At 43.8% G+C, this 24,214-nt stretch carries 25 protein-coding genes; 6 read left to right on the plus strand and 19 right to left on the minus strand.

Translation table 11 applies throughout. The features are described 5' to 3' along the window. Position 1: 1 nt before the first annotated feature. On the minus strand, positions 2-2,473 hold the full coding sequence (gene thrA, locus Q4592_RS13070) for a bifunctional aspartate kinase/homoserine dehydrogenase I (RefSeq protein ID WP_303513767.1): 2,472 nt from the start codon (positions 2,471-2,473) through the stop codon (positions 2-4). 567 nt (positions 2,474-3,040) lie between these two features. Between thrA and aceK the strand changes: the two genes are divergently transcribed. Both aceK and Q4592_RS13080 read left to right on the plus strand, forming a co-directional pair. Then, a complete protein-coding gene (gene aceK, locus Q4592_RS13075; protein ID WP_303513768.1) occupies positions 3,041-4,747 on the plus strand; it encodes a bifunctional isocitrate dehydrogenase kinase/phosphatase in 1,707 nt (568 codons plus the stop codon). A gap of 134 nt (positions 4,748-4,881) precedes the next feature. Continuing rightward, positions 4,882-5,433, plus strand: coding sequence for a hypothetical protein (locus Q4592_RS13080; RefSeq protein ID WP_303513770.1), 552 nt, complete (start codon positions 4,882-4,884; stop codon positions 5,431-5,433). On the opposite strand, the gene Q4592_RS13085 is transcribed toward Q4592_RS13080, so the two are convergent. Beyond that, the gene (locus Q4592_RS13085; RefSeq protein WP_303513772.1) at positions 5,430-5,927 is read right to left on the minus strand and encodes a putative 4-hydroxy-4-methyl-2-oxoglutarate aldolase; all 498 of its coding nucleotides are present in this window, start codon (positions 5,925-5,927) and stop codon (positions 5,430-5,432) included. The genes Q4592_RS13080 and Q4592_RS13085 overlap by 4 nt on opposite strands. 750 nt (positions 5,928-6,677) lie before the next feature. Here Q4592_RS13085 and arcA point away from each other — a divergent pair. Both arcA and pykF read left to right on the plus strand, forming a co-directional pair. Next, positions 6,678-7,388: a two-component system response regulator ArcA gene (gene arcA / locus Q4592_RS13090; protein ID WP_137673737.1), complete on the plus strand. Its 711-nt coding sequence runs from the start codon at positions 6,678-6,680 to the stop codon at positions 7,386-7,388. Between the two features lie 251 nt (positions 7,389-7,639). Further along, a complete protein-coding gene (gene pykF, locus Q4592_RS13095) occupies positions 7,640-9,052 on the plus strand; it encodes a pyruvate kinase PykF (RefSeq protein ID WP_137673736.1) in 1,413 nt (470 codons plus the stop codon). Between the two features lie 50 nt (positions 9,053-9,102). Here the strand turns inward: pykF and Q4592_RS13100 are convergent, their stop codons facing one another. Continuing rightward, complete coding sequence (locus Q4592_RS13100; RefSeq protein ID WP_303513780.1) at positions 9,103-9,699, minus strand: gamma-glutamylcyclotransferase family protein; 597 nt, start codon at positions 9,697-9,699, stop codon at positions 9,103-9,105. Positions 9,700-9,747: 48 nt separating this feature from the next. Then, entirely contained in the window at positions 9,748-10,317 is a 570-nt protein-coding gene (locus Q4592_RS13105; protein WP_303513783.1) for an SOS response-associated peptidase family protein, read from the minus strand. A 113-nt stretch (positions 10,318-10,430) separates the two neighbouring features. Here Q4592_RS13105 and Q4592_RS13110 point away from each other — a divergent pair, with 113 nt between their 5' ends. After that, positions 10,431-10,886: a methylglyoxal synthase gene (locus Q4592_RS13110; RefSeq protein WP_303513786.1), complete on the plus strand. Its 456-nt coding sequence runs from the start codon at positions 10,431-10,433 to the stop codon at positions 10,884-10,886. 8 nt (positions 10,887-10,894) lie between these two features. Here Q4592_RS13110 and Q4592_RS13115 read toward each other — a convergent pair whose 3' ends face one another. From Q4592_RS13115 to Q4592_RS13125, 3 genes are all read right to left on the minus strand, one after another. Continuing rightward, positions 10,895-11,533, minus strand: coding sequence for a super-infection exclusion protein B (locus Q4592_RS13115; protein WP_303513789.1), 639 nt, complete (start codon positions 11,531-11,533; stop codon positions 10,895-10,897). A 116-nt stretch (positions 11,534-11,649) separates the two neighbouring features. Next, complete coding sequence (gene dusA / locus Q4592_RS13120) at positions 11,650-12,642, minus strand: tRNA dihydrouridine(20/20a) synthase DusA (protein WP_303513792.1); 993 nt, start codon at positions 12,640-12,642, stop codon at positions 11,650-11,652. A 141-nt stretch (positions 12,643-12,783) separates the two neighbouring features. Next, positions 12,784-13,401, minus strand: a complete 618-nt coding sequence (locus Q4592_RS13125) for a hypothetical protein (protein WP_303513794.1) — start codon at positions 13,399-13,401, stop codon at positions 12,784-12,786. A gap of 359 nt (positions 13,402-13,760) precedes the next feature. Here Q4592_RS13125 and Q4592_RS13130 point away from each other — a divergent pair, with 359 nt between their 5' ends. After that, positions 13,761-14,228, plus strand: coding sequence for a chemotaxis protein CheX (locus Q4592_RS13130; RefSeq protein WP_137673729.1), 468 nt, complete (start codon positions 13,761-13,763; stop codon positions 14,226-14,228). Positions 14,229-14,293: 65 nt separating this feature from the next. Here the strand turns inward: Q4592_RS13130 and Q4592_RS13135 are convergent, their stop codons facing one another. The 12 genes from Q4592_RS13135 to rlmB all read right to left on the minus strand — a co-directional run bounded on the left by Q4592_RS13135 (position 14,294) and on the right by rlmB (position 24,213). Then, positions 14,294-14,899, minus strand: coding sequence for a peroxiredoxin C (locus Q4592_RS13135; RefSeq protein ID WP_137673728.1), 606 nt, complete (start codon positions 14,897-14,899; stop codon positions 14,294-14,296). Positions 14,900-15,066: 167 nt separating this feature from the next. Further along, on the minus strand, positions 15,067-16,146 hold the full coding sequence (gene alr / locus Q4592_RS13140) for an alanine racemase (RefSeq protein WP_303513796.1): 1,080 nt from the start codon (positions 16,144-16,146) through the stop codon (positions 15,067-15,069). Positions 16,147-16,152: 6 nt separating this feature from the next. Further along, complete coding sequence (dnaB, locus tag Q4592_RS13145; protein WP_137673756.1) at positions 16,153-17,571, minus strand: replicative DNA helicase; 1,419 nt, start codon at positions 17,569-17,571, stop codon at positions 16,153-16,155. Between the two features lie 130 nt (positions 17,572-17,701). Next, positions 17,702-17,995, minus strand: a complete 294-nt coding sequence (locus tag Q4592_RS13150) for a cytochrome c (protein ID WP_137673726.1) — start codon at positions 17,993-17,995, stop codon at positions 17,702-17,704. Positions 17,996-18,118: 123 nt separating this feature from the next. Further along, the gene (locus tag Q4592_RS13155; RefSeq protein WP_303513799.1) at positions 18,119-18,751 is read right to left on the minus strand and encodes an ATP-binding cassette domain-containing protein; all 633 of its coding nucleotides are present in this window, start codon (positions 18,749-18,751) and stop codon (positions 18,119-18,121) included. Then, positions 18,751-20,439, minus strand: a complete 1,689-nt coding sequence (locus tag Q4592_RS13160; protein ID WP_303513800.1) for an ABC transporter permease — start codon at positions 20,437-20,439, stop codon at positions 18,751-18,753. The genes Q4592_RS13155 and Q4592_RS13160 overlap by 1 nt, the downstream gene beginning before the upstream one ends. Beyond that, positions 20,436-21,620, minus strand: coding sequence for an ABC transporter substrate-binding protein (locus Q4592_RS13165; protein WP_303513802.1), 1,185 nt, complete (start codon positions 21,618-21,620; stop codon positions 20,436-20,438). Before Q4592_RS13165 ends, Q4592_RS13160 begins: the two co-directional genes overlap by 4 nt. 157 nt (positions 21,621-21,777) lie before the next feature. After that, entirely contained in the window at positions 21,778-22,230 is a 453-nt protein-coding gene (rplI, locus tag Q4592_RS13170) for a 50S ribosomal protein L9 (protein ID WP_137673722.1), read from the minus strand. A gap of 49 nt (positions 22,231-22,279) precedes the next feature. Beyond that, entirely contained in the window at positions 22,280-22,507 is a 228-nt protein-coding gene (rpsR, locus tag Q4592_RS13175) for a 30S ribosomal protein S18 (protein WP_137673721.1), read from the minus strand. A gap of 4 nt (positions 22,508-22,511) precedes the next feature. Continuing rightward, a complete protein-coding gene (gene priB, locus Q4592_RS13180; protein ID WP_137673720.1) occupies positions 22,512-22,826 on the minus strand; it encodes a primosomal replication protein N in 315 nt (104 codons plus the stop codon). A 5-nt stretch (positions 22,827-22,831) separates the two neighbouring features. Continuing rightward, positions 22,832-23,281: a 30S ribosomal protein S6 gene (gene rpsF, locus Q4592_RS13185; protein ID WP_303513809.1), complete on the minus strand. Its 450-nt coding sequence runs from the start codon at positions 23,279-23,281 to the stop codon at positions 22,832-22,834. Positions 23,282-23,478: 197 nt separating this feature from the next. Continuing rightward, positions 23,479-24,213, minus strand: coding sequence for a 23S rRNA (guanosine(2251)-2'-O)-methyltransferase RlmB (gene rlmB, locus Q4592_RS13190; RefSeq protein WP_137673718.1), 735 nt, complete (start codon positions 24,211-24,213; stop codon positions 23,479-23,481). Between the last annotated feature and the right edge of the window lies 1 nt (position 24,214).

Below are 24,214 nucleotides of genomic sequence, written 5' to 3' on the forward strand. Positions count from 1 at the left end.
ATTATACCTCTTGGTTCCAGTTTAAGGTTCTTAGTACGTCTGCAAATACACCCGCAGCAGTTACTGCAGTACCAGCACCGTAGCCACGTAATACTAATGGAATCGGTTGGTAGTAGCGGCTGTAAAAGGCTAAGGCATTTTCGCCGTCTTTAACACGGTTTAATGGGTCGTCGGCTGCAACCGCACTTAACGATACTTTGCATACACCTTTATCAATGCTACCAAGGTAACGTAATACCTTACCTTCGGCTGCGGCATCTTCCATCAGCTTGGTAAAGTAAGCATCGGCTTCTGGTAGGCGCGCCATAAAGGCTTCCGTATCGCCACTTGAATCAAAGTTTGGCGGTAAGGCTTTATCTATTTGAATGTCTTCGATGCTTAAAGGCATGCCCGCTTCACGAGCCAGAATAAGCAGTTTACGAGCAACGTCCATACCCGATAAATCATCACGCGGATCAGGCTCGGTAAAGCCGTTTTCACGAGCAATAGTTGTTGCCTCGGAGAAGCTCATGCCTTCATCTAATTTACCAAAGATGAAAGATAACGAGCCAGAAAGGATCCCGTTAAAGCGTTCCAGCTTATCGCCAGCTTTAAGCAAGTTTTGTAGGTTTTCAATTACTGGTAAACCAGCACCTACGTTAGTGTCGTATAAAAACTTACGGCGCATTGCCAAGGCAGTTTTACGTAGTTGTTGGTAATACTCCATGCTTGAAGTATTGGCCTTTTTATTGGCAGTAACTACGTGAAAGCCATTAGCTAGAAACTCGGCGTATTTGCCGGCAATATCATCGTTGCTAGTACAATCTACTATCACCGGGTTAATAAGGTGGCTTTGGCCAACTAAGTCAGTAACGTTGGCTAAACTGAAACCACCATTCTCTTCGGTAGCCTCTAGCTGTTGTTGCCAGTTCTCTAAATCTAAGCCTTTAGCATCAAGCAGTAACTTACGACTGTTCGCCACACCACATACCCGAATACCAATTTGCTGCTCTTTTAAATGGCCTTGTTGAGCATGAATTTGCTCAACTAAAGCACCACCAACACCGCCTACGCCAATCAGGAATAAATCAATGTAATGCATGCTGTTAAAGAAGTTTTGGTGACAAGCGCGAATCGCCTCGGCGGCTTTCTCTTGAGATACCACTGCCGAAATAGAACGCTCTGAAGAGCCTTGCGCAATCGCAACAATGTTAATTGCCACTTCAGCAAGAGAGGTGAAAAAGCGTGCAGCAACCCCTTTGCTACGGCGCATGCTATCGCCCACCAGCGAAATAATCGCCAGCTTGTCGATAGTTTCAATCGGCTCTAATAGTTGATTCGCTAGCTCTAGCTCAAACTCTTCGTTTAAGGCCTCAAGCGCGCGAGTGGCGTCAATACTATGAATACAAAAGCTAACGCTATATTCGCAGCTAGACTGAGTAATTAGCGCCACTGATACTTTACTGCGCGAAATGCTTTCAAAAATACGCCCTGCCATGCCAACCATACCTTTCATGCCTGGGCCTGAAACAGTAAGCATCGTCAGCTCTGATAAACTGGATAAAGCTTTAACCGGTAGGTCATCTTGAGCAGGGCTTTGTGCCCCAATCAAGGTACCCTCACCCTGCGGGTTAAAAGTGTTCTTGATGAGGCAAGGGATATGGTACTGAGCGATAGGCGCAATAGTTTTAGGGTGCAATACTTTCGCACCAAAGTAACTAAGCTCCATCGCTTCTGGGTAGCTTAAGCTACGCAATAAACGTGCGTCTTCAACAATTCGTGGGTCGCAGTTATATACGCCGTCTACGTCGGTCCAAATTTCACAACATTCAGCATCCAAACAAGCTGCTAATACAGCTGCACTATAATCTGAACCATTGCGGCCAAGAACCACGGTTTCACCTTGGTCATTACCAGCGGTAAAGCCAGGCATTAAGTAAATAACACCTTCTTGAATCATAGCGCGATTTAAACGCTGCTTAGACGCTTGAATATCAACAACCGCTTCTAGATAGCCGCCAGAATTGGCAACCAATTTTTGCTGAGGAATAATGATCTCAGCACTATGACCACGCACTGATAGCAAGTGGTTCATTGTGTGAATGCTAAGTTTTTCACCAGTAGAGAGTACTTTAGCGCGAATGTTGTCTGGGCATTGCTGTAACAAGGCAACACCTTTAAGTAGTTGGCGGAGTTCGCCCAACTCTTGATGCACCATTAACTGCATTTGCTCAATCGCAAAACCAGCGTACTTAGCCTTTAACTGGGTAAGCAAGGCTTGGAAGGTTTCCTCAATACGGTTTAAATAGCTTTCGCCATCATTACCGTGACTCACTTTGTCGACGACAGCGACTAAGTCATTGGTCACGCCAGCAGGAGCCGACAGTACCACAGCCATTTGAGATTGATGCTGATTGCTTAACACAATATCGGCAGCGCGATTAAAGCGCTCAGCGTCAGCTAAAGATGATCCACCAAATTTTAAAACTCGCATTGTTCCTCCCAAAAAAAAACCCGCATCGTGAGTGATACGGGCTTTCTTCGATGTAGTTATTTGCTACAACCAGCCCGACCCGCATGTAGTAATGCGGGTAATCGTTCCGGTGGTTGTGTAAACAAAATGTACTGACATCTGAATAAAAAATCTAAATCCAATTTATGTTCATACCATAACCAGCTGGGCGCTATAGTCAAGTTTTATTTGTTTAGCATAATGGGGAAAACAAGCCTTTAAAGGCCAAGAACAGCCTTAAGCCCTGATTTTTGCTAATAATCTCAGCAGTCGCTAGCTCCAGCTTTATCTCCTCAAAGATAACTTGTAGTGAATGCTTCATAAGTTTTATACGAATAATTAAGCATTTATAATCCAATCTCTCGCTCAACTCCCACCTTTGATTATCCTTCATTCAACATAAGTAACCCCTAGAGTCGAAAACAAACTAAACGCCTTCGCCCGCTATCTGGCTGGCTAATTAAGGTAACCGAAGCCCAGCAATAAAAATTTGAACAGGTGTTTAAATCCTGCCATAGTGGATAAAAAAACAACAATAAGAAAATACCTATGAATGAATTGATGGAACACCAAGCTGCCCACGCCATGCTGCAGCGCTTCAATAGCTTCTACCAATGCTTTTTAGAAGTAACCCGAGGCGCTAAACAACGCTTTGAAGATGCCGATTGGATGTCGGTACAACTCGCTTCTCGTGAGCGTATTCGTCTTTATGACCACCACGTAACCGAAGCCCGAGAAGCCATTAAACAGCTCACCGGCCATCTACAGCGCAGCAACGAGTTTTGCGCAGCGGTTAAATCTCACTATTCAGACTTGCTTAAGCAGCATGATAACTTTGAAGTTGCTGAATCTTTCTTTAATTCGGTTTACCAACGCTTGTTCCATCATCGATATATAGAAGAAAGCCAACTCTTTATAAGACCGAGTCGCTGCAGTAAATTATTTGACTATCAGTTACTCACAAAGCGGTATCAAGATACTCAACTAAAACGCTTACTGCATAGCTTGTTTGAAGATTATGGCTTTAGTATCGATTATGAAGACTTAACTCGCGATATCTCTTTTATCACTGAGCGACTTAATCAAGTACCTCAGCTTGCGGGTCAACAATTACACAAAATCACCATGCTGCAGCCAGTGTTTTACCGTAACAAAGCCGCCTATTTAATCGGCCACTATAAAAGTGAAGGATTAAGTTTCCCAATGGTGTTTCCTCTGCTTAATCAACATGGCAAAGTGAGTGTTGATACGGTGCTTATCGATAGCGATGAAGTGAGCATTATCTTTGGCTTTGCCCGCTCCTACTTTATGGTGGATGCCCCCGCACCAAGGCGCATTGTGAATTTTCTAAAGCAATTGCTCCCTAATAAAACAGATTACGAGTTGTTTACCGCTATTGGTTGTCAAAAACACGGTAAAACCGAATTGTATCGTCACTACCTCAATCACTTACATAATTCGAGCGATCAATTCGAACTTGCGCTTGGCATTAAAGGTATGGTGATGAGCGTATTCACCCTGCCTTCTTATGATGTCGTCTTCAAAATCATTAAGGATGAATTTACTCCGCCCAAAGATGTTAGCCATGCCATCGTTAAAGAGAAGTACCGTTTGGTAAAACAACATGATCGGGTGGGCAGAATGGCCGACACGCAAGAGTTTTCTAATGTAGAGTTTCCGCTAGCACGTTTTAGCCAAACCTTGTTAGATGAGTTACACGCGGTAGCGCCATCAATGTTACATATAGAAGGCGAGTCCATCACCATTAAGCACCTTTATACCGAACGCAAAATGATCCCGCTCAATATGTATTTGGATAAAGCTGATGAAGCACAAACACGACAAGTTATTGATGAGTACGGCAACGCCATTAAACAACTCGCTGCCGCCAATATTTTCCCCGGCGATATGTTATTTAAGAATTTTGGAGTGACCCGTCATGGTCGTGTAGTATTTTACGATTATGATGAAATTTCTTACATGACCGAGTGTAACTTTAGAGAGTTTCCAAAATCTCAATATCCCGAAGATCAATGGGGTGCCCATCCAAGCTATTCCGTTGGGCCCAATGACATTTTCCCTGAAGAGTTTGCCACCTTTCTGTTAGGTAAACCCGTTGTTAAACAGGTCTTTAGAGAGTTACACGCTGAGCTGTTTCAAGCCAAGTATTGGCAGCAACTACAGCAGAACATTAAAAATGGTCTGTTTGAAGACGTTTATCCTTATCGAAGACGTCGCCGATTTGTAAACAGGTAGAGGATCCTGCTACAAAATTATGGGAAATGATCATTTAATCGGTTTTGTTTAAATTTTTGAGGATCTGCGGTGATCTTAAGCAAAGGATCAACCATACTACTTTTTAGAAACAAAAATAATAATAAGGAGCAGCGGTGGCTAAGTTACTATTTCAGCATTCACTTGTTGTTGCTCTTTTTGTCGTTTCTGGCGCGGTGTTTGCCGCAGATGTTGAAAGTGAAATGAGCCTAAGTTACGGCGATGGCGAACATATACAGCTGTCTTCCCGTAGCCAAGTAAAAAATTGGTACGTCACGGGTTACAACAATAGCCAGTTTGTAGCCACTGGTGACGATAACGACGCTCAATCTTGGTTCTTTAACGGCGGCTATCAGCACAAACTGCGCAGCGAATTGTCTTTATTTGTTGAAGCAGGGGTAAATAACCAATACGACGATATTGCCACCCGCAAAGGTTTCAACCTTTCCACAGGGGTAAATTATCAACCCCTAAAAAGCCTCTCAATTCAAAGTAAGCTGGTGCAGGTTCACCAACCTAAATACGACAATACCGAGCATAGTCTAGAGCTGTCGAGTACTTACCACTTACTTAAAAATATTGATGTTAAAGCTGTTTATCAAGTAGAAGCACAGCAAGATAAACAAACTCAGCAACAGTTACAGTTTGGTTTAGGCTACCGCTTCTAAGCAAAACCTTCAGGTAGCTCTAAGGCCTGTTCACTCACTAGCACACCATTCTCATCAGCATAAACGAACATACCGGGCTTTATCTCTTGGCCAGCCAACTCAATACTACAGTTAAGCTCACCTAAGCCTTTTCGTTCGGTTTTCATTGGGCATGCTGCTAAAGCTCTAACCCCCAAGTCCATGGTATTAATGGCGCTTACATCACGGATAGCTCCATTGATTACCACACCAGCCCAACCTTGCACATAGGCAGAGTCAGCAATTAAATCGCCCATTAAAGCACGCTCTACACTTCCACCTCCGTCTACCACCAGCACCTTACCCTCACCCGGAGTGGCTAATAACTCTTTAACTCGGCTATTATCTTGCCAACATTTTACAGTGACCACTTGCCCCCAAAATAACGGCTTAGCACCATAGAGAGTAAATATCGGATCTAATAGTTTTACCTGCTCAGGGTAAAGGTCACAAAGCTCGGGAAGAAGGTCTTGCATGGCGGTCATCCTTTATCATCAAGTTATACAATATACCAATGGTCGGCTTAGGCCTAAGTTGAAATAGCTTGCTTAATACACAGCCATTCGCGCAGATAACAGTGGTCGTTTATCCAACTAAAAATCTTTTGCCTGAAAAGCTTTGCAATATGTTGCACATCAATTAACGAGCGATCAACAACTGCACTAAAATCGTAATGATTTAGATCACGCCAGCCTGCCGTAAGCCAGCAGTGAGTAAACTGAAGCAACTGTAAACATGAAACTAAATAACAGTCTTACTTTCGACTGAATAATCGGATTCTCGTAACACTAAAAGGATTACTCACGGTAATTATCGCAAGCCATTGATATTTAAAGTTAGCAATGACCCAAAAGATAGTGTTTTCATATAAAGTAAACATGTAGTTTATTTTCAGTATTGTCTTTTAAAAATCGTTAAAATGGTCAATTCCGATTGATTTGAATCAAAAGCACAGCAGAAAACGTAAGCTTTTTTCAGTCTCAAGTTGTTATATCACTGTTAAGCCCATAGAATATGTTTATTGCTTGTAACGAACAATGCATATAGAAGGTCTCATACGCCGATTTAACACGCGTTTCAGGCAAACTATTTGTCTATTTTTTTGCCATTCAACGAGTTTTAACACAAACTCAACATGGATTGAATTAAGTAGCGATTGCTTTGCACCTTTTATTTGAGCTACTTGTTCGCAAGCCCACTTATTCTAAACAGCATTGGGGAAGACCATGACACCGAATATTTTAATCGTCGAGGACGAATTGGTCACTCGTAACACGCTAAAAAGCACTTTTGAAGCCGAAGGCTACAACGTGTTTGAAGCTATCGACGGCAATGAAATGAATAGCGTGCTTGAAGCGCACTCTGTTCACTTAATTATCATGGATATTAACCTTCCTGGTAAAAACGGCTTGTTATTAGCACGCGAATTACGTGATCGTGAACAAATTGCCTTGATGTTCTTAACAGGCAGAGACAACGAAGTAGACAAGATTTTAGGCTTAGAAATTGGTGCAGATGACTACATTACTAAACCATTCAATCCTCGCGAGCTAACTATTCGAGCTCGCAACTTGTTAAACCGCACTGTAAATGGTCAAGCAGCCAATGAAGATAAAGGCTCTGTTGAAGAATATCGCTTCAACGGCTGGACCTTAGATATTAACAGTCGCTCTTTAGTAAGCCCTCATCAAGAAACCTACAAACTACCACGCAGCGAGTTTCGCGCAATGTTGCACTTTGTAGAAAACCCTGGGCAGATTCAAACCCGAGCTGACTTGCTTAAGAAGATGACCGGCCGTGAGCTTAAGCCACATGACCGTACTGTAGACGTTACCATTCGTCGCATTAGAAAACACTTCGAATCAATCCCTGAAACGCCAGAGATCATCGCGACTATTCACGGCGAAGGTTATCGTTTTTGTGGTGAAATTGAGTAAGCAATAAATGCTCAACAAAACCTCGCAGTTTCGCGAGGTTTTTTTATACTTGCTAGATGCTCAATAAATGAGCAGGCTGGCAAGGTTTTACAAAATTGAACAAATTACCAGCCACATTTACAGCCAATAAATCGACAATATTTTGATCGACATTCTGATTTGTAGTTATTTTTCTACATATCCTTTTGTGATCAATCTTGTATAATGTGCGCAGATTTTTTTACTAGCATCCTTAACGGAGAGTCACTTCAATGAAGAAAACCAAAATAGTTTGTACCATTGGTCCAAAAACTGAATCGGTAGAAATGCTAACTAAGTTAGTTGAATCAGGCATGAACGTAATGCGTCTTAACTTCTCTCACGGGGACTTTGCAGAGCACGGCACTCGCATCAACAACCTACGTGAAGTTATTAAGAACACGGGCAAATCTGCTGCTGTTTTATTGGATACTAAAGGTCCAGAAATCCGCACGATTAAACTAGCTGGCGGCGATGACGTAAGCTTAGTTGCAGGTCAAGAGTTCACATTCACTACTGACCAAACAATTATCGGCGACTCAACTCGCGTAGCGGTAACTTACCCTGGTTTAGCGGCTGACTTGAAAGTAGGCAACATCATCTTAGTAGATGACGGCCTAATCGAAATGGAAGTTATTGCGGTTTCTGACGACGAAGTTAAGTGTACTGTTCTTAACAACGGTGACCTAGGCGAAAACAAAGGTGTTAACCTTCCTGGCGTAATCGTTCAACTACCTGCACTTTCAGCTAAAGATAAAGGCGACTTAATCTTTGGTTGTGAGCAAGGCGTAGATTTCATCGCTGCATCTTTCATTCGTAAGAAAGAAGACGTACTAGAAATTCGTCAACTTCTTAAAGAGAATGGTGGCGACGCTATCCAAATCATCTCTAAAATCGAAAACCAAGAAGGCGTAGATAACTTCGACGAAATTCTAGAAGTATCTGACGGCATCATGGTTGCTCGTGGTGACTTAGGTGTTGAAATCCCAGTTGAAGAAGTAATTTTCGCTCAGAAAATGATGATTGAGAAATGTAACCGTGCTCGTAAGCTGGTTATCACTGCAACACAAATGCTTGACTCAATGATCAAAAACCCACGTCCAACTCGCGCTGAAGCGGGCGACGTTGCTAACGCAATCTTAGACGGTACTGATGCAGTAATGCTTTCTGGTGAGTCTGCTAAAGGTAAATACCCTGTAGAAGCGGTATCTATCATGGCAACTATTTGTGAGCGTACTGACGCAGTAATGCCTTCTAACCTAGATCCAGCACGTGATAGCGGTAAACTACGCATCACTGAAGCGGTATGTAAAGGTGCTGTTGAAGCGTCTGAGAAGCTAAGTGCTCCTCTTATCGTTGTGGCTACTGAAGGCGGTAAATCAGCTAAGTCTGTTCGTAAGTACTTCCCTAAAGCGAACATTTTAGCGATTACTACTAACACTAAAACATCTGCTCAACTTTGTTTGACTAAAGGTGTTTACCCACATGTTGTTGATAGCATTGAAAGCACTGACGCATTCTACGCTCTAGGTAAAGACCTAGCGATGGAATCAGGTCTTGCTAACAAAGGCGACATCATTGTGATGGTATCTGGTGCGCTAGTACCTTCTGGTACTACTAACACTTCTTCTGTACACGTACTGTAATTTTACGTTTACTGAATCGAAGTTAAAAAAGGCGCCTTAGGCGCCTTTTTTTATGCGGGTGATTTATTCGGTTTTAACTCGGTTAAATGTGCCATGTCATTCAAGATTGAATCAATTTGCTCCAAGGCTAAAGCACTCATATTTATCGCCCGTGGATAAAGGGGTTGATGGCGATCATCCTGCCAATGATTTACCCAATAATTAGTCGACAATAAAAACTCTCGTGCATATTCTTCATTTACCGCTAAACACCCACGTAAACATACATCTAAGTAGGTTTGTAAAATGGGGCTGTTTGCTTGTGGGTGCCAATACTCCTTTGCCACATAGGTATAGATCTTAACAACTTCACCAGGCAAATCGTCGAGCAAATCAAGTTGTTGAATATCAAGCAGTACACGGTCATAGTCTTGTTCTCGCTTATCTAACTCTGGCAAGAATGTCTCGTCAAACGGAATCAGTACCCCGTTTACGCTAGCATTACTATCTGGAGTAATGACTACGGCAGAACGGTCTTCGGCACTTTTCAAACCGCTCCAATAACGCTGATACCCGTGTAAGCGCGCCGCATAGGCGTGTTCTCCGGGAAAGGTGCACTGGCGGCAATCAGTATCAATTAAACTGCCATAACCAAAAATGTAAATCATCGCTCACTCCGATTAAAAAATAATATCGCTGACTTTATCGCGAACAAACTAAAACAAACCTAGCTGCGGGCTATTGCTAGAGACATGATAATGAAACTGTTGAGGCTTAGATTGAGACGCTTGACCAGCAAGCCAAGCTAATCCGCTTTCTAACTCAAACAATAAAGGCATACGGTGATGATATTGCGTTAATTGACTGCTCGCATTTTGAGTTAGCACTACCAGCCGAGCTTGCTCATGTTGGTGTTGGCGAATATATAAAGCGCCTAATAGCAGCAAGTGGCTATGGTCTAGACGAAATTCGAAACGCTCCTGATTGCGCCATTCATGCCAGGCTTTAACGGGAAGTAAACAACGCTGACTTAACCAAGCTTGGCTAAACATAGCTTTATCTGCAGCGGTTTCTGCCCGAGCGTTAATGATTAACTGACTCGTTTGAGGATGCTGAATTCCCCAGAGATAGTGCTCACAAGTTAGTTTTCCTTGAGTAAAAGTTATCGCAGGCAAAGACTCGCTGGGTCGATATTGCTTAGTTTCACCAAAATCTAAAAATAACGAATCTACGCCAATTACTTGTCGTATTTCGTATTCACCACCAATCATCACACTGCCGCACACGTTTTGCGATCCCTACCCTTATGTTCTGTCTGCTATCGCTAGCTAATAGTAAATACAAACAGTAACATAATCTGCAGTAAAGGCTTTCAATCTAAGAGTATTTAAGAGGTAGCATGGATACAACAACTCGCAAAATGCACGAGCGAAAACGCATTGCCTTAGTGGCTCATGATCATAAAAAGAGCGCGCTAATAAAATGGGCTAAGATCCACCAAGAAGCATTAGTACAACATCAGTTATTTGGCACTGGCACTACCGGCACCTTATTATCACAACAGGGCTTTGAGGTAGAAGCACTATTAAGTGGACCAATGGGCGGTGACCAACAACTGGGAGCGATGATCGCGGAAGGGAAAATAGATTTAATGATCTTTTTCTGGGATCCATTAGATGCGGTTCCTCACGACCCAGATGTAAAAGCCTTGCTACGCTTGGCTGCGGTATGGAACATTCCTATGGCAACAAACCAAGCAACGGCTGACTTTATCTTAGCCAGCCGTCATTTCAATCAGGAGTTTTCGGTAGATGTTCCTGACTATGCAGGTTACCTGAAACAACGCACAAAATAAGCAGCACGTTATGCGGCTGTTTGGCTCTCTGCTTCACCCGCTCGGATCCTAAATAACTTCCCAGAGTGAGTACGGTTAGCTTTGTAGTCAGGCTGTAAAAAGCGAGGGCGAATTGATTTTAAATGCTCAATCTGTTCCTCGTTTAATTTACCCACTGGCAAGCCCAAGGCTTTGTAACTTAATAATGGTCGTGCTGCCAGGTTAATCATCATGTCAACGTTACTACGCTGTTCTTGCACATGCTGCTGATTAATCGGTTTAAGTACCCCATTCTCCAACAAGTTAACCACTGCCGGTTCGTTGAGAGGCAAACTTAAAACACTGCGTCGAGCAATAATAAACTCACGTAGAATCGCTCGTTCAGAATGATCTAAACACGCAACCATTGACGACAAACGCTGTAGCTCTTTGCGATGTTGAACTGCCCCACTTAAGCTAGTCACTAACAACAGCAAGCCACGGCTAATAAAATAAGCTAAACCCACTACACAACTAAAGGTAAGCACTAAGCTAAGTTGGCTATTTATGCTGGCTTCGGGTAGCCATTGGTTTGGTATCATTAACAGCAAACCACTAGCGATTAGTAGCCACGCCATTAAAATGTCTAATACCCCCCAACGGGCAATTAAACGACTTAAAAATTCCATTGTTTCACTCTCCTGACAAAAAGCTGACTCTTCGCAGGTAGTGATAGCAAGGGCTATGCCAGATAACAAACTGGCCGCATTAAGCGGCCAGTTTTTAACAATAAAGCGAGCAGTATTTACGCTTCTTGATGCTCGGGAACCAATGCCAGCGCGGCTTGCATTACCTCTATGCCCGCGCCAGATTTATGCGCATTCTCACTAAGGTGACGACGCCAAGCTCTGGCACCTACGCAACCTTGAAACAAGCCAAGTATATGACGGCTAATGTGCTGCAAACGCCCACCCTGAGCTAGATGCTGCTCAATATAAGGAAACATTAACTCAGCGACCTGATGTCGACTTAATTGTGGAGAGTGATCGTCAAAGATCCGTTGATCCACCTCAGCTAACAAATAAGGATTTTGGTAAACCTCACGCCCTAACATTACCCCGTCAAGGTGGTCTAAGTGTTGTTCAGCTTGCTCTAAGCTATTGATACCGCCATTTACACTAATGGTGAGTTGAGGATAATCTTTTTTCACTTGATAAGCGCGAGAGTAATCAAGCGGCGGAATGTCACGATTCTGTTTAGGGCTTAAGCCAGATAACCACGCTTTACGCGCATGAATAATAAAGGTTTCGCATCCCGCTTGAGCAACCGGTTCAATAAAGTCTTTTAGAAACTGATAGCTATCTTGCTCATCAATCCCAATACGAGTTTTCACCGTTACTGGTATTTTTACCTGGTGTTGCATTTCGCTAACACACTCGGCCACTAAGTTTGGTTCAGCCATTAAACAAGCGCCAAAACGGCCGTTTTGAACACGGTCTGACGGGCAACCAACGTTAATGTTTACCTCGTCATAACCTAAGTCTTCAGCACGTTTAGCACACTCGGTAAGCTCTGTGGGATTGGAACCACCAAGTTGTAAGGCTATTGGGTGTTCTGGATCCGAAAACCCTAAGTAATCGCCCTTTCCATGCAAAATGGCACCGGTTGTCACCATTTCAGTATACAGCAAGGTATTCTTCGTCATTAATCGGTGGAAGTAACGGCAGTGGCGGTCGGTCCAATCAAGCATTGGAGCGACAGAAAAGCGATGTGCTTGGTAAGGTAAATCTTTAGTCATGAGCTCAACATTTAAACAAAGGTAAAATAATCAACGAACTACAGCAGCTAAAGCGCACCTTTTGCGAATGCAGCTCAAATCAGCCAGTGATTATACTATGAGTTGAGGATCATTAACTAATTTGCCACTGAGCTTTGACGGTTATTTAACGGAGCTAGAATCCTTATTCGTAAATTGAAAGCGATCAGCAAATACCCAGTTTGATAACCAACGATGTTTACCACTCACTTCGCCTTCAAAGGCTGTTACACCATTAATCGTGTATATCCCTTGTTTAGGCTGTATTCGATAGGCTATTTGCCATAACGGGTCACTATAGGCTTCATCACCTTTAGCCACCTGCCCTTCTACTTCGCTAAAAGAACCTACGAACTCATGTACATTACTGCCTTTTTGATCAATAAATGAGCCCGTTAGATCCTCATTAATAATCAGTGAAACGGTCCAGTTATTTGCCTGGTAATCGCTGGCATTTTGATAAACAAAAACGCGGCCATCACTTTGTTTACCTAACTTCAATTCACCATTAAATATAGTCACCAAGCCTTGATCGGTAACTGTTTTATCATAAACAAATGACCCCATCTCCCAGCGGTCGCCGTCGCGGTAAGGTTTGGTATAACGAATGGTTCGCACGTAGTCTGGTCCTTCAAAGTTAAGCACAAACATTTCACTATTTTGCTCGACTTCAGCAACGGCAAATGGCGTTAACAACATAGCTAAGCAAGCTTGGCTAATCACCGTGACACACTTTTTCATTTCACATCCTTGCGATTAAGATTTTTAAGAGTGGACCCAACAGCTCACTTTAATATATATCAGTGAGATAACTACCATATGAATTACGGCGACTACAGTCTCCTATTTTAAATGGCCTTATAGTATTCAAAATTATTCCTAGCTATCAATAAAGAAGCGCCTTGCTTACTAATAGCAAGTCTGTCGCATTGATTCAGTGAAACACATCTTAAAAATATTACTTATAGTTGCAGCTCATCGGATCTCGTGCGATTCTTAAGTAATTCTCAATTATTTTTGTGCTTTTAGTCAAATAGCCCTCTCTTTGGTTCTATTATTGGCTTTGACCATATTCACTCAGCAGGAAGTAATCTGTCACTATGGACGTTAATTTTGTAAACCCATTTCTTAAGTCTCTGTTAAATGTGCTAGAAACAATGGCTCAAATGGAGTTAAAACCGGGCAAGCCTGGAGTAAAGAAAGACGAGATCGCGCGTGGCGATGTATCAGGTTTAATTGGTATGGTTGGCCCGCAAACCAAAGGCTCTTTATCCATCAGTTTTGATAAAGGATTGGCCATCGAGATTATGCGACGCATGTTAGGCGAAGCCCCTGATTCGATTAATGAGGAAGTCACCGATATGGTGGGTGAGATTACCAATATGGTAACCGGTGGAGCGAAACGTTTGTTAGCCGAAAGCGGCTATGATTTCGATATGGCTACTCCTGTGGTGGTATCTGGCCCTTCGCATACTATTACTCATAAAACTGAAGGCCCTAAGGTATTGATTCCTTTCTCTTCAATTCATGGTAATGCCACTATCGAAATTTGCTTCGAAAACGTCTAGTCACAAATATTAGATACAAAAAAGCCCGCGTTAGCGGGCTTTTTAATGTCTGGGCAGCGAAAGTCTTATAGGCCTTCAGCGTTAGCAGACAAGTACTTAGCAACACCTTCTGGGCTTGCGTCCATACCTTCTTTACCTTCTTCCCACTGAGCAGGACAAACTTCACCGTGCTTTTCGTGAAAGTTTAATGCGTCAACCATACGTAGCATTTCGTCAATGTTACGGCCTAGTGGAAGGTCGTTCACTACTTGGTGACGAACAACACCAGCGGTATCGATTAGGAAAGAACCACGGAACGCTACGCCAGCTTCTGGATGCTCTACATCGTAAGCTTGGCAGATTTCGTGTTTAACGTCGGCAATTAGAGGGTATTGAACTTGGCCGATACCACCATCTTCAATAGCAGTGTTACGCCATGCGTTATGTGAGAATTGTGAATCGATAGAAACACCGATTACTTCAACACCTTTAGCTTGGAAATCTTTAAAGCGGTGATCAAAAGCAATCAATTCTGAAGGACAAACAAAAGTAAAATCTAGCGGGTAAAAGAACACTACCGCAGCTTTACCTTTGATGTGCTCACTTAAAGTGAAGCTATCAACAATTTCACCGTTACCTAATACAGCAGCGGCAGTAAAGTCTGGAGCAGGACGACCAACTAATACACTCATTTCGAATTCCTTGTTAAATAGGTTATCAATATCGCTACGAATAATGCGCTAAATTTGTCGAATAGACGAATTGATCTAATCAATTAGTTTGATAGGCAAAAACTATCAAATAAACGATTAATAATTCAGCATCCAATTAATAGCCTAAATAATGGCACTTGTAAATACTACTGAGTGTAACTGAGACGAACTCTAGAGGTTAATTTTGTGACGAGCTCGTAAGCAATGGTGTCCACCGCTTCAGCAATTCGTTCTGCGGGTAGCTCAGGGCCCCACAACACAACCCGGTCACCCACTTGGTCTTGGCTATCAATTCCCAAATCTACACACAACATGTCCATTGATACGCGACCCACGATGGGTACTATTCGGCCATTTAACCAAACAGGCGTACCATTTGGCGCACTGCGCGGATAACCGTCACCGTAACCCATCGCTACCACGCCCAACTTGGTGTTTTGCTCGGCATGCCAAGTAGCACCGTAACCTACACTCTCTCCCTGCGGGTGCTCGCGTACCGCGATAAGATTTGATTGCAGGGTCATGGCTGGTATTAATCCAAAATCAGCACCACTGTTGTGATTTTGAGGAGAAATGCCGTACAAAGAAATTCCCGGACGATTCCAATCTGAATGCGCTTGTGGCCACAATAAAACGCCGGCTGAATTAGCCAGAGAACACTCAGCATTAAGCTCCGCTTTTAGCGTTTCAAAACACCTTATTTGCTGCGGTGTCAGCGGGTGATCAACGTCATCAGCACAGGCAAAGTGGCTGATAAGCTTAAGGTTAGCTTGAATATTGTTACAGCTTTTCAAACGTGGCAATAAGGCTTTAAACTGCTCTGGTAGTAAACCTAAGCGATGCATGCCGGTATCAAGCTTTATCCATGTATCTAGTGGCTTAGCCAGCTTAAGCGGCTCTATCAGTGCCAGCTGTTGCTCACTGTGAATAACCGTAGCAATATTGTGTTCAGCCAAGGATTGGGCTTCTTGGCTATCAAAAAAGCCCTCTAAAGCGAGGATAGGCGCCACTATCCCTTCTTGGCGCAGAGCGAGTGCTTCTTTGGTTCTTGCTACTGCAAAGCCATCGGCTATATCGGCCAAGCCTTGTGCTACTTCCAGCATGCCATGCCCATAGGCATTGGCTTTTATCACCACCAAAATTTTACTGTTCGGTGCGCGTTGTTTTAATACTGAGAAGTTATGTCTTAAAGCTGACAATGACACCAAGGCATTTGCAATATTCATTGGTAATTATTCGTCATCGTAAAATTCACCAGCCCAGTTATCAAAGCGCGAGAACTGGCCTTGGAAGGTAAGTGGTACGCGGCCAATTGGACCGTTACGTTGTTTACCAATAATGATTTCAGCTAAACCTTTATTTTCGGTGCCTTCGTTATAAACCTCATCGCGGTAAATAAACATAATCAAATCGGCATCCTGCTCAATAGAGCCCGATTCACGCAAATCCGAGTTCACCGGACGTTTATCAGCACGCTGCTCCAAACTACGGTTAAGCTGTGATAGCGCCACTACCGGTACATTTAGTTCTTTTGCTAAGGATTTAAGTGAGCGAGAAATTTCGGCAATTTCTAAGGTACGGTTTTCGCTTAAGCCCGGCACCTGCATCAACTGCAGGTAATCGATCATAATCATGCTCAAACCACCTTCTTCACGGGCAACACGGCGAGCACGAGAGCGAACTTCAGTAGGTGTTAGACCAGAAGAATCATCCACATACATTTTTGACTTTTCGGCCATTAAGCCCATGGTAGATGACAAACGCGCCCAATCATCATCGTCTAGGGCACCGGTTCTGATTTTAGTTTGATCAATGCGGCCCAGTGAGGCCAGCATACGCATCATAATTTGTTCTGCCGGCATCTCTAAACTAAAGATAAGCACCGGTTTATCGCGAGTCATTGCGGCGTATTCACACAGGTTCATCGCAAAGGTGGTTTTACCCATAGAAGGACGCGCCGCCACAATGATCAAATCAGAGCCCTGCAAACCCGCAGTTTTCTTATCTAAGTCAGCAAAGCCTGTAGAAACACCGGTTACGCCATCGTTTGGTGATTTGTATAGTTCTTCAATTTTATCAATGGTTTGTGCCAGCAAGCCTTTAACTTCTTTAGGGCCTTCATTAGCATTAGCGCGTGACTCGGCAATTTTAAATACTTTGCTCTCTGCAAAGTCGAGCAAGTCACTACTTTTACGTCCAGCCGGCTCGTAGCAGCTATCGGCAATTTCATTGGCTACCGAAATCAATTCACGCGTCACCGCTCGCTCTCGAACAATTTCTGCGTAGGCGCGAATGTTCGCTGCACTCGGTGTGTTTTTAGCAATCTCACCTAAATAAGCAAAACCGCCTATATCATCAAGTTGCTCTTGTCGCTCCAACTCCTCAGACACCGTCACCAAATCAATGGGTTGACCACCTTCGGCCAAACGGTGCATCGCAGAAAAAGTATATTGGTGGGCGCGCTGATAAAAATCTTGTTCTACAACTAGCTCAGACACGTTATCCCAAGCATTGTTATCTAACATTAAGCCGCCCAAAACGGCTTGCTCAGCTTCTAAGGAATGCGGTGGCACCTTTAACTGATCAATCTGAGAATCTCTGGGCTTTTTGTCTTTATCTTTAAATTTACGAGAGGGCGCGCTGGCTGCCATAATCTTCATTGCGGTTGTTTTTTCTGGCCACTATTATGCGGGAAGATTGAAGTGACACCAAGTAACATTTCCTGAATGGCAGAAACTAAAAAGCCAGCCCTAGGCTGGCTTAGTGCTAACGCTCACTTAACTACATTTTTGCGAAGTAAGCAGCTAGTTCAGCAATTTCAGCGTCGCTTAAATTCATTGCCTGCCCTTGCATTACAGCAGCTTGGCCACCATTACGCTGTTTATCACGATAAGCTTTTAATGAAGAAACCAAGTACTGTTCGTTTTGGCCCGCAAGATTGGGGTAACCAGGAATAGCTGCTACTCCGTTAGCACCATGACAAGCTGCACATAAAGGTGCCTTGGCTGGGGCTGCATTCGCTGTTGATGCGACAAATGGAAGTGACAATGCTAGTGCAAAAATCAATTTGTTCATCTTCATCCTCTTTATTGTTATTGGGGATCTCAATCATTGAGTCCTGACGCTCTCGCTCCACACAATAAAGCCTCAGGAAAAACCAGCTTATCAAATAAAACTCAACAGCAACAGTTTATTACCCTAGCTGTTATTGTCAGCAAATAAAGAGATTGGTGGTGCTTGTAAGCTATCTTCTTGGTCATGAGTGACTAGAATTGCAGGGATATTCAGAGCTTCAATTCTATCGCGAACAAACTCCCGAAACTGTTTGCGTAAGGGTTTATCCAACTTACTGAAGGGTTCGTCTAATAGCAGAACTTTAGGCTCAGCCAGTAGGCTTCGCAATACACTAACCCTCGCCCGCTGCCCTCCAGACAAGCTGGCAATATCGCGCTGCTGAAAGCCAGACATGCCAGCATCACTTAAAGCCTGCTCAATAATAGAGTTTGCATTGCTTTGCTTATCACTTGCTAATGCGTATTGCAGATTTTGCCCCACCGTAAAGTGTGGGAACAATAAATCATCTTGAAACAATATCCCAACTCGCCGCTTCGCTTGCTCAAGCTCGAGAATGTCTTTCCCCGCTAGCTTAATGCTACCACTGCAAGACAAAGAGGGATCTAAAGTGCCGGCTATTGCAGCCAATAAGCTTGATTTGCCACACCCACTAGGGCCCATGATAGTCACTATTTCACCTTTAGCGACTGACAAATTGAGCTCACTGATTAAGTATTTACCAGATAAACTCAAACTAAAATGACTAATGTCTAACACTAGGTTTGCATTCCTCGGTGATGGCGGTAGCGCCATTTAGGCCAAATAATAACCATGCTGTATACCAGTAAAGGTAACAAGGTTTGCCATATAACCATAACCGCTGTGACTCTGCGGTCACCACCTGAGGCTAACGCTACCGCCTCAGTAGTTAACGTGGTGACTCGGCCACCACCCACAAACAAAGTAGGCAGGTACTGAGCAATACTTACCGCAAAACCAATAGCAAATGCTAAACCCAGCGGCCGAGTGAGCATGGGTAATTTGATTCTCAGAAAGCTACGCCAGTAGGAGTGCGATAAACTAATTGCAGCCTGCATATAACGATTATCGAAGCTTCGATAGTTATCCACTAACGCCAGGTATACATAAGGTAAAACAAAAATCAGATGTGCCCACACTACAGTCAACAAACTGCCGTCTAAACGGTATTTAAATAACTGAACTTGTACACCAAACAAAAATACCACCTGCGGCAACAGCAAAGGCAAGTACATAACTAACGACCACCAGCGTGAGGGCTGAGCCTGCTTTAGTTGGTACTCTAAACAGCCAACCACCAATACCAAGCTGCTTGCCGATGATAACAAAGCAATACTCAAACTGTTTAGCAGCGGCGTATACAAATAACTGCCTGCTTGTTGCCAATAATGCCAACCCCACTGTGCGGGCAAAGCATCGGGAAAGCGCCAGCGCCAAGTAAAAGACCAAATGACAATAATCAGCAAACTTAATACTAACAACAGCACCGTCCCCACTAACAAAATACGCGCGGGTTTCGCACTAGAGGAAGCTTTTCTTAAGCCCTTCAATGCGCTTTGTAAATTGTGCTTTAAATAAAGCTTCTCTAGCAGCACTGCCACTAACAAGCTCAGAATAACTGCAGCCAACAACAATAAAGAGCCTGCTGCGCCCAACAAGCGCATTTCGATATTGCTATCGCTAAACCATTGCCAAACGAGTAATGCAAAGGTCACTGGCTTTGTGGGGCCAATAATTTGAGCAACATCCACTACCGTTAACGAAAACGCAAGAACCGTAAAAAATGGCAAGCGAATACGCTTAATTAGCTGGGGGAATAAAACTTGCCGCCAGATTTGCTGGCTGGAATACGCAAAGCTTTGGCCTATCGCCAAGCTGCGTTGTACCGGTAGTTGAGAGCACGCAGCCATTAATACCAGTAACATAAATGGCAATTCTTTAATCCATAGAGTAACAATTAAGCTCAAACCCCACGCATCTTGCGTGCTTTGCCACATAGGCGGGTAATCGAAACCAGTTAACCAAGGTGAAACCAAGCGAACTAACCAGCCACTGGGTGCAAGTAGGAACAATAGCGCAATCGCCATGGCTGCATGAGGAATAGCGAGAAACGGGGCTAAACTTTTTTCTAGGAATCGCCACCAAGCACTTTGGTAGCAGTGCATAATTAGCCACAAAGCGCTAACTAGAGAAAGGATAGCGGCGACCCAGCCAGTAAATATACTTAACGCCAGCGAATGCCATAAAGAGGAGTAACTAAACAGTTCACGCCAAACCGATAAATTCAATTCGGTTTTAGAAGCGATAGGCAAATAGCCAAAAGCTGGTAACAGAGTATCAACAAATCCAAACAACAAAGGCAGTAACAACAACACACTAGTAGCTAGCGGAAACAGTATTACTGCCTTTTTAGATATGCCCTTCATCGACTATAACGACGCAACCACTCTGCTTCTAGCAAAGCTACCCAAGTGGCGTGAGGTTCGCCCCTAACATTGGCGCGGTCTGCAGCGCTTAAACTGGCGCTATTGCCCTGTTGCTTAGCAAACAACTGTTGTTGCTCATTACTGAGTTTATCTAGTGCCAATACTGTTGGATCGCCCCAATAAGCTAAATCCGCTTTGCGGGCTTGGGCCTCTGGTGACAACATAAAGTTGGCCACCACCATGGCTGCGGCACTAGAGTCACTATTAAACGGAATTGCTAAAAAGTGAGTATTACCCACGGTTCCACTTTGGTGAACATAACTACGCACCGAATCTGGCAGTAAACCTTGCTCAATAGCGGCTGCAGGATCGTTGGGGTTAAAGCTGAAAGCAATACTTAACTCACCGTCGTTAAGCAACTGTTGCATTTGGCCACTGCCACTAGGAAAGCTATGGCCACGGCGCCACATTAATGGATGTAATTTGTCTAAATAGGCCCACAAACCTGCAGTAACTTTATCAAAGGTTTGCTTGTTGACAGGTTGATACAGCTGCTCGCTATCGCTAATAGTTTCTAACAGGGCCTGCTTAATAAAGGTGGCTCCATAAAAGCTTGGCGGCGCTGGGTAAGTAAATAGTCCCGGTTGTTTTTCCAGGTAAGATAATAGCTTGGCCATTGACTTAGGTGCCTGCGGCAAGCGTTTGCTATCGTGATAGAAAGTGAGCTGCGCCCCACCCCAAGGTGATTCATAACCTTCAACAGGCAAAGTGAAGTCATACAGTAAAGCAGGATTATTCTCATCGGTTAAGGCCATATTAGGTAAGTGCTGACTATATGGGCCATAGAGTAATTTAGCTTCTTTTAACGCGCGGAAGTTCTCTCCGTTTACCCACATTAGGTCTACGCTGCCACCGTTAGTGCGGCCACTCACCTTCTCCGCCAAAATACGACTCACTACATTAGCGGTGTCGTTAATTTTTACGTGTTCTAACTTTACACCGTAACGCTGCTCCACTTGTTCGCCAGCCCAGCGAATATAAGCGTTGATATTATCAGCCCCCGCCCAAGCGTTAAAATAAACAGTTTGTCCCTTCGCTTGCTGTTCCACTTCAGACCAAGTGGATGCCGCGTGGGAAACCATACTCAGCAAAGCCGTTACCAACACTATTATTAAACGCACACTAACTCTCCTTGTTCAGTCGCTAAAACAGAACACTACATTGTTGCTATAGTGAAACCGGATTAGCCTAAATAATCTTTCAAAATCCTTTAAAATCATAGCCTAAAAACAAAAAAACCGCGCCTAGGCGCGGTTTTTTCAAGCTATATAACTGAAATTATTCAGCAGCAACAACTTGTAGAGTAACAGTAGCATTAACGTCTGTGTGAACTTGAATAACAACTTCAATTTCACCAGTGTTACGTAATACACCGTTTGGTAGGCGAACTTCAGATTTAACTACTTCAACACCAGCAGCAGTAACAACATCAGCGATGTCGCGAGTACCGATAGAACCGAATAGCTTACCTTCTTCACCAGCTTTAGCTTCGATAACAATCGCTTCAAGAGCGTTTAGTTTCTCAGCGCGAGCTTCAGATACTTTCAAAGTTTCTGCTAGTTTAGCTTCTAATTCAGAACGGCGAGCTTCAAAAACTTCAACGTTGCCTTTAGTAGCTGGTACAGCTTTACCTTGTGGAATCAAGAAGTTACGAGCGTAACCTGCTTTAACATTAACTTGATCACCCAAACCGCCTAAGTTAGCGATTTTGTCTAATAGAATAATTTCCATTACCTTTCCTCGATTAATTCGATTGAGTTAGGCTAATTGCAACAAGGATTTACTTATGTAAATCAGTGTATGGCAATAGAGCCAGGTAACGAGCACGTTTAATAGCGCGTGCAAGTTGACGTTGGTATTTAGCGCTTGTACCAGTAATACGACTAGGTACAATTTTACCACTTTCAGTGATGTAGTTTTTCAGAGTTGTTGTATCTTTATAATCGATCTCAACAACGCCTTCCGCTGAAAAGCGGCAGAATTTACGACGACGGAAAAAACGTGCCATAACATTATCCTCGTGATAACAAATCAATTTCAGAAGCATGAAGTACCAATCGGTATGTACCGTTGGCCGCTTTGTGGCTATTTATAAAACCACTTACTTTTACTTCACACCCCATACTTATATGCGATGAATCTTGCTTCAAAATATCGCCACTTGCGACTACTGCCATCTGGCAATAGGCTTGGCGCGAAAATCCAGCTTCTTGTTGCTGCGAACGATGCTCTAGCCAAAACTGACAATGTGCAACACCGGCCGGACTAGTAGAGCGTTTTGGTGCGCGTAATACCCGCCCCTGCAGTACTAATCTATTCTCAGACATACGTCTTATTCTTCGCTAGCTGACTCTTCTTTAGCTGACTCTACGTTAGCTTCTACTGCTGGTGCTTCTTCAGTTGCTGGTGCAGCTTCTTCACGACGAGCTGGACGCTCATCATCGCGGCGAGCTGGACGCTCATCACGAGCTTTAGCAATTGGAGACATCTCTGTAGCAGCAGACTTAGTGCGCATGATCATGTTACGGATAACAGCATCGTTGAAACGGAAAGCAGTTTCCAATTCATCAACAACTTCTGCGCTAGCTTCAATGTTCAAAAGAACATAGTGGGCTTTGTGCAATTTTTCGATTGGGTAAGCCAATTGACGGCGGCCCCAGTCTTCCAAACGATGAATGCTACCGCCGTTATCAGTGATAACTGCTGAGTAACGCTCGATCATGCCTGGAACTTGTTCGCTCTGGTCTGGGTGGACCATGAATACGATTTCGTAATGACGCATTATTGCTCCCTACGGGTTATAGCCTCGTTCATGGTACAGCCGGACCGAAGAGGCAAGGAACTAAAAGTAAAATGACTGTTTTAGGGGCGCTGATTCTATGCGAAGGCGAGAATTTAATCAAGTTAAATTAAAGCCGCTGTTAGATTATCTAAACAGCGGCTTTTCTGTTGGTGCTTATACGGCGCTAAGGCCTGTGTTTAACGGCGCTGACGTACTGCTTCAAATAAACAAATACCAGCAGCAACCGATACGTTTAAACTAGAGACGGTACCCGCCATTGGAAGCTTAACCAGCTCATCACAAGTTTCGCGTGTTAAGCGGCGCATGCCTGTACCCTCGGCACCCATCACTAATGCCATTGGCCCTTGCAACTTGGTGTCGTAAATAAACTGCTCAGCCTCACCTGCAGTGCCCACTACCCATACACCTAATTGCTGTAATTCGCGCAAGGTTCTGGCTAGGTTAGTCACCACCACTAGCGGTACCGTCTCTGCTGCACCACTGGCCACTTTGCGTACCGTAGCATTTAGCTGAGCAGAGTTATCTTTAGGCACAATTACGCCAACTACGCCCGCTGCATCGGCATTACGTAAACAAGCGCCTAGATTATGTGGATCCGTTACGCCATCCAATATTAAGAATAGCGGCGCTGTCGTTGATTCAACTAATTGCTTTAAATCATGCTCATTATAGCCGCGCCCTGCTTTTACTCGTGCCACAATACCTTGGTGCTGAGTGCTCTCTGCTTTGTCATCTAAAGCTTTACGAGGCATAAACTGCACAGATGCCCCTAAGCGACGCATTTCATTCAGTAGCGGTAATAAGCGGTCATCTTGACGACCTTTAAGCGCGAATACTTCAATAATACGCTCTGGGCTGCGCTCTAATAATGCTTGCACTGCGTGCAGGCCATAAATTACTTGTTGGCTCATG

This window comes from Agarivorans sp. 1_MG-2023 (genome assembly GCF_030548385.1).
Taxonomy (GTDB): Bacteria; Pseudomonadota; Gammaproteobacteria; order Enterobacterales; family Celerinatantimonadaceae; genus Agarivorans.

Excerpts from the sequence above, each read along its gene's own strand:
- thrA (WP_303513767.1), bottom strand. The coding sequence starts at position 2,473 with ATGCGAGTTTTAAAATTTGGTGGATCATCTTTAGCTGACGCTGAGCGC.
- aceK (WP_303513768.1), top strand. The coding sequence starts at position 3,041 with ATGAATGAATTGATGGAACACCAAGCTGCCCACGCCATGCTGCAGCGC.
- Q4592_RS13085 (WP_303513772.1), bottom strand. The coding sequence starts at position 5,927 with ATGCAAGACCTTCTTCCCGAGCTTTGTGACCTTTACCCTGAGCAGGTA.
- arcA (WP_137673737.1), top strand. The coding sequence starts at position 6,678 with ATGACACCGAATATTTTAATCGTCGAGGACGAATTGGTCACTCGTAAC.
- pykF (WP_137673736.1), top strand. The coding sequence starts at position 7,640 with ATGAAGAAAACCAAAATAGTTTGTACCATTGGTCCAAAAACTGAATCG.
- Q4592_RS13100 (WP_303513780.1), bottom strand. The coding sequence starts at position 9,699 with ATGATTTACATTTTTGGTTATGGCAGTTTAATTGATACTGATTGCCGC.
- Q4592_RS13110 (WP_303513786.1), top strand. The coding sequence starts at position 10,431 with ATGGATACAACAACTCGCAAAATGCACGAGCGAAAACGCATTGCCTTA.
- Q4592_RS13115 (WP_303513789.1), bottom strand. The coding sequence starts at position 11,533 with ATGGAATTTTTAAGTCGTTTAATTGCCCGTTGGGGGGTATTAGACATT.
- dusA (WP_303513792.1), bottom strand. The coding sequence starts at position 12,642 with ATGACTAAAGATTTACCTTACCAAGCACATCGCTTTTCTGTCGCTCCA.
- Q4592_RS13125 (WP_303513794.1), bottom strand. The coding sequence starts at position 13,401 with ATGAAAAAGTGTGTCACGGTGATTAGCCAAGCTTGCTTAGCTATGTTG.
- Q4592_RS13130 (WP_137673729.1), top strand. The coding sequence starts at position 13,761 with ATGGACGTTAATTTTGTAAACCCATTTCTTAAGTCTCTGTTAAATGTG.
- Q4592_RS13135 (WP_137673728.1), bottom strand. The coding sequence starts at position 14,899 with ATGAGTGTATTAGTTGGTCGTCCTGCTCCAGACTTTACTGCCGCTGCT.
- alr (WP_303513796.1), bottom strand. The coding sequence starts at position 16,146 with ATGAATATTGCAAATGCCTTGGTGTCATTGTCAGCTTTAAGACATAAC.
- dnaB (WP_137673756.1), bottom strand. The coding sequence starts at position 17,571 with ATGGCAGCCAGCGCGCCCTCTCGTAAATTTAAAGATAAAGACAAAAAG.
- Q4592_RS13150 (WP_137673726.1), bottom strand. The coding sequence starts at position 17,995 with ATGAACAAATTGATTTTTGCACTAGCATTGTCACTTCCATTTGTCGCA.
- Q4592_RS13160 (WP_303513800.1), bottom strand. The coding sequence starts at position 20,439 with ATGAAGGGCATATCTAAAAAGGCAGTAATACTGTTTCCGCTAGCTACT.
- rplI (WP_137673722.1), bottom strand. The coding sequence starts at position 22,230 with ATGGAAATTATTCTATTAGACAAAATCGCTAACTTAGGCGGTTTGGGT.
- rpsR (WP_137673721.1), bottom strand. The coding sequence starts at position 22,507 with ATGGCACGTTTTTTCCGTCGTCGTAAATTCTGCCGCTTTTCAGCGGAA.
- priB (WP_137673720.1), bottom strand. The coding sequence starts at position 22,826 with ATGTCTGAGAATAGATTAGTACTGCAGGGGCGGGTATTACGCGCACCA.
- rpsF (WP_303513809.1), bottom strand. The coding sequence starts at position 23,281 with ATGCGTCATTACGAAATCGTATTCATGGTCCACCCAGACCAGAGCGAA.
- rlmB (WP_137673718.1), bottom strand. The coding sequence starts at position 24,213 with ATGAGCCAACAAGTAATTTATGGCCTGCACGCAGTGCAAGCATTATTA.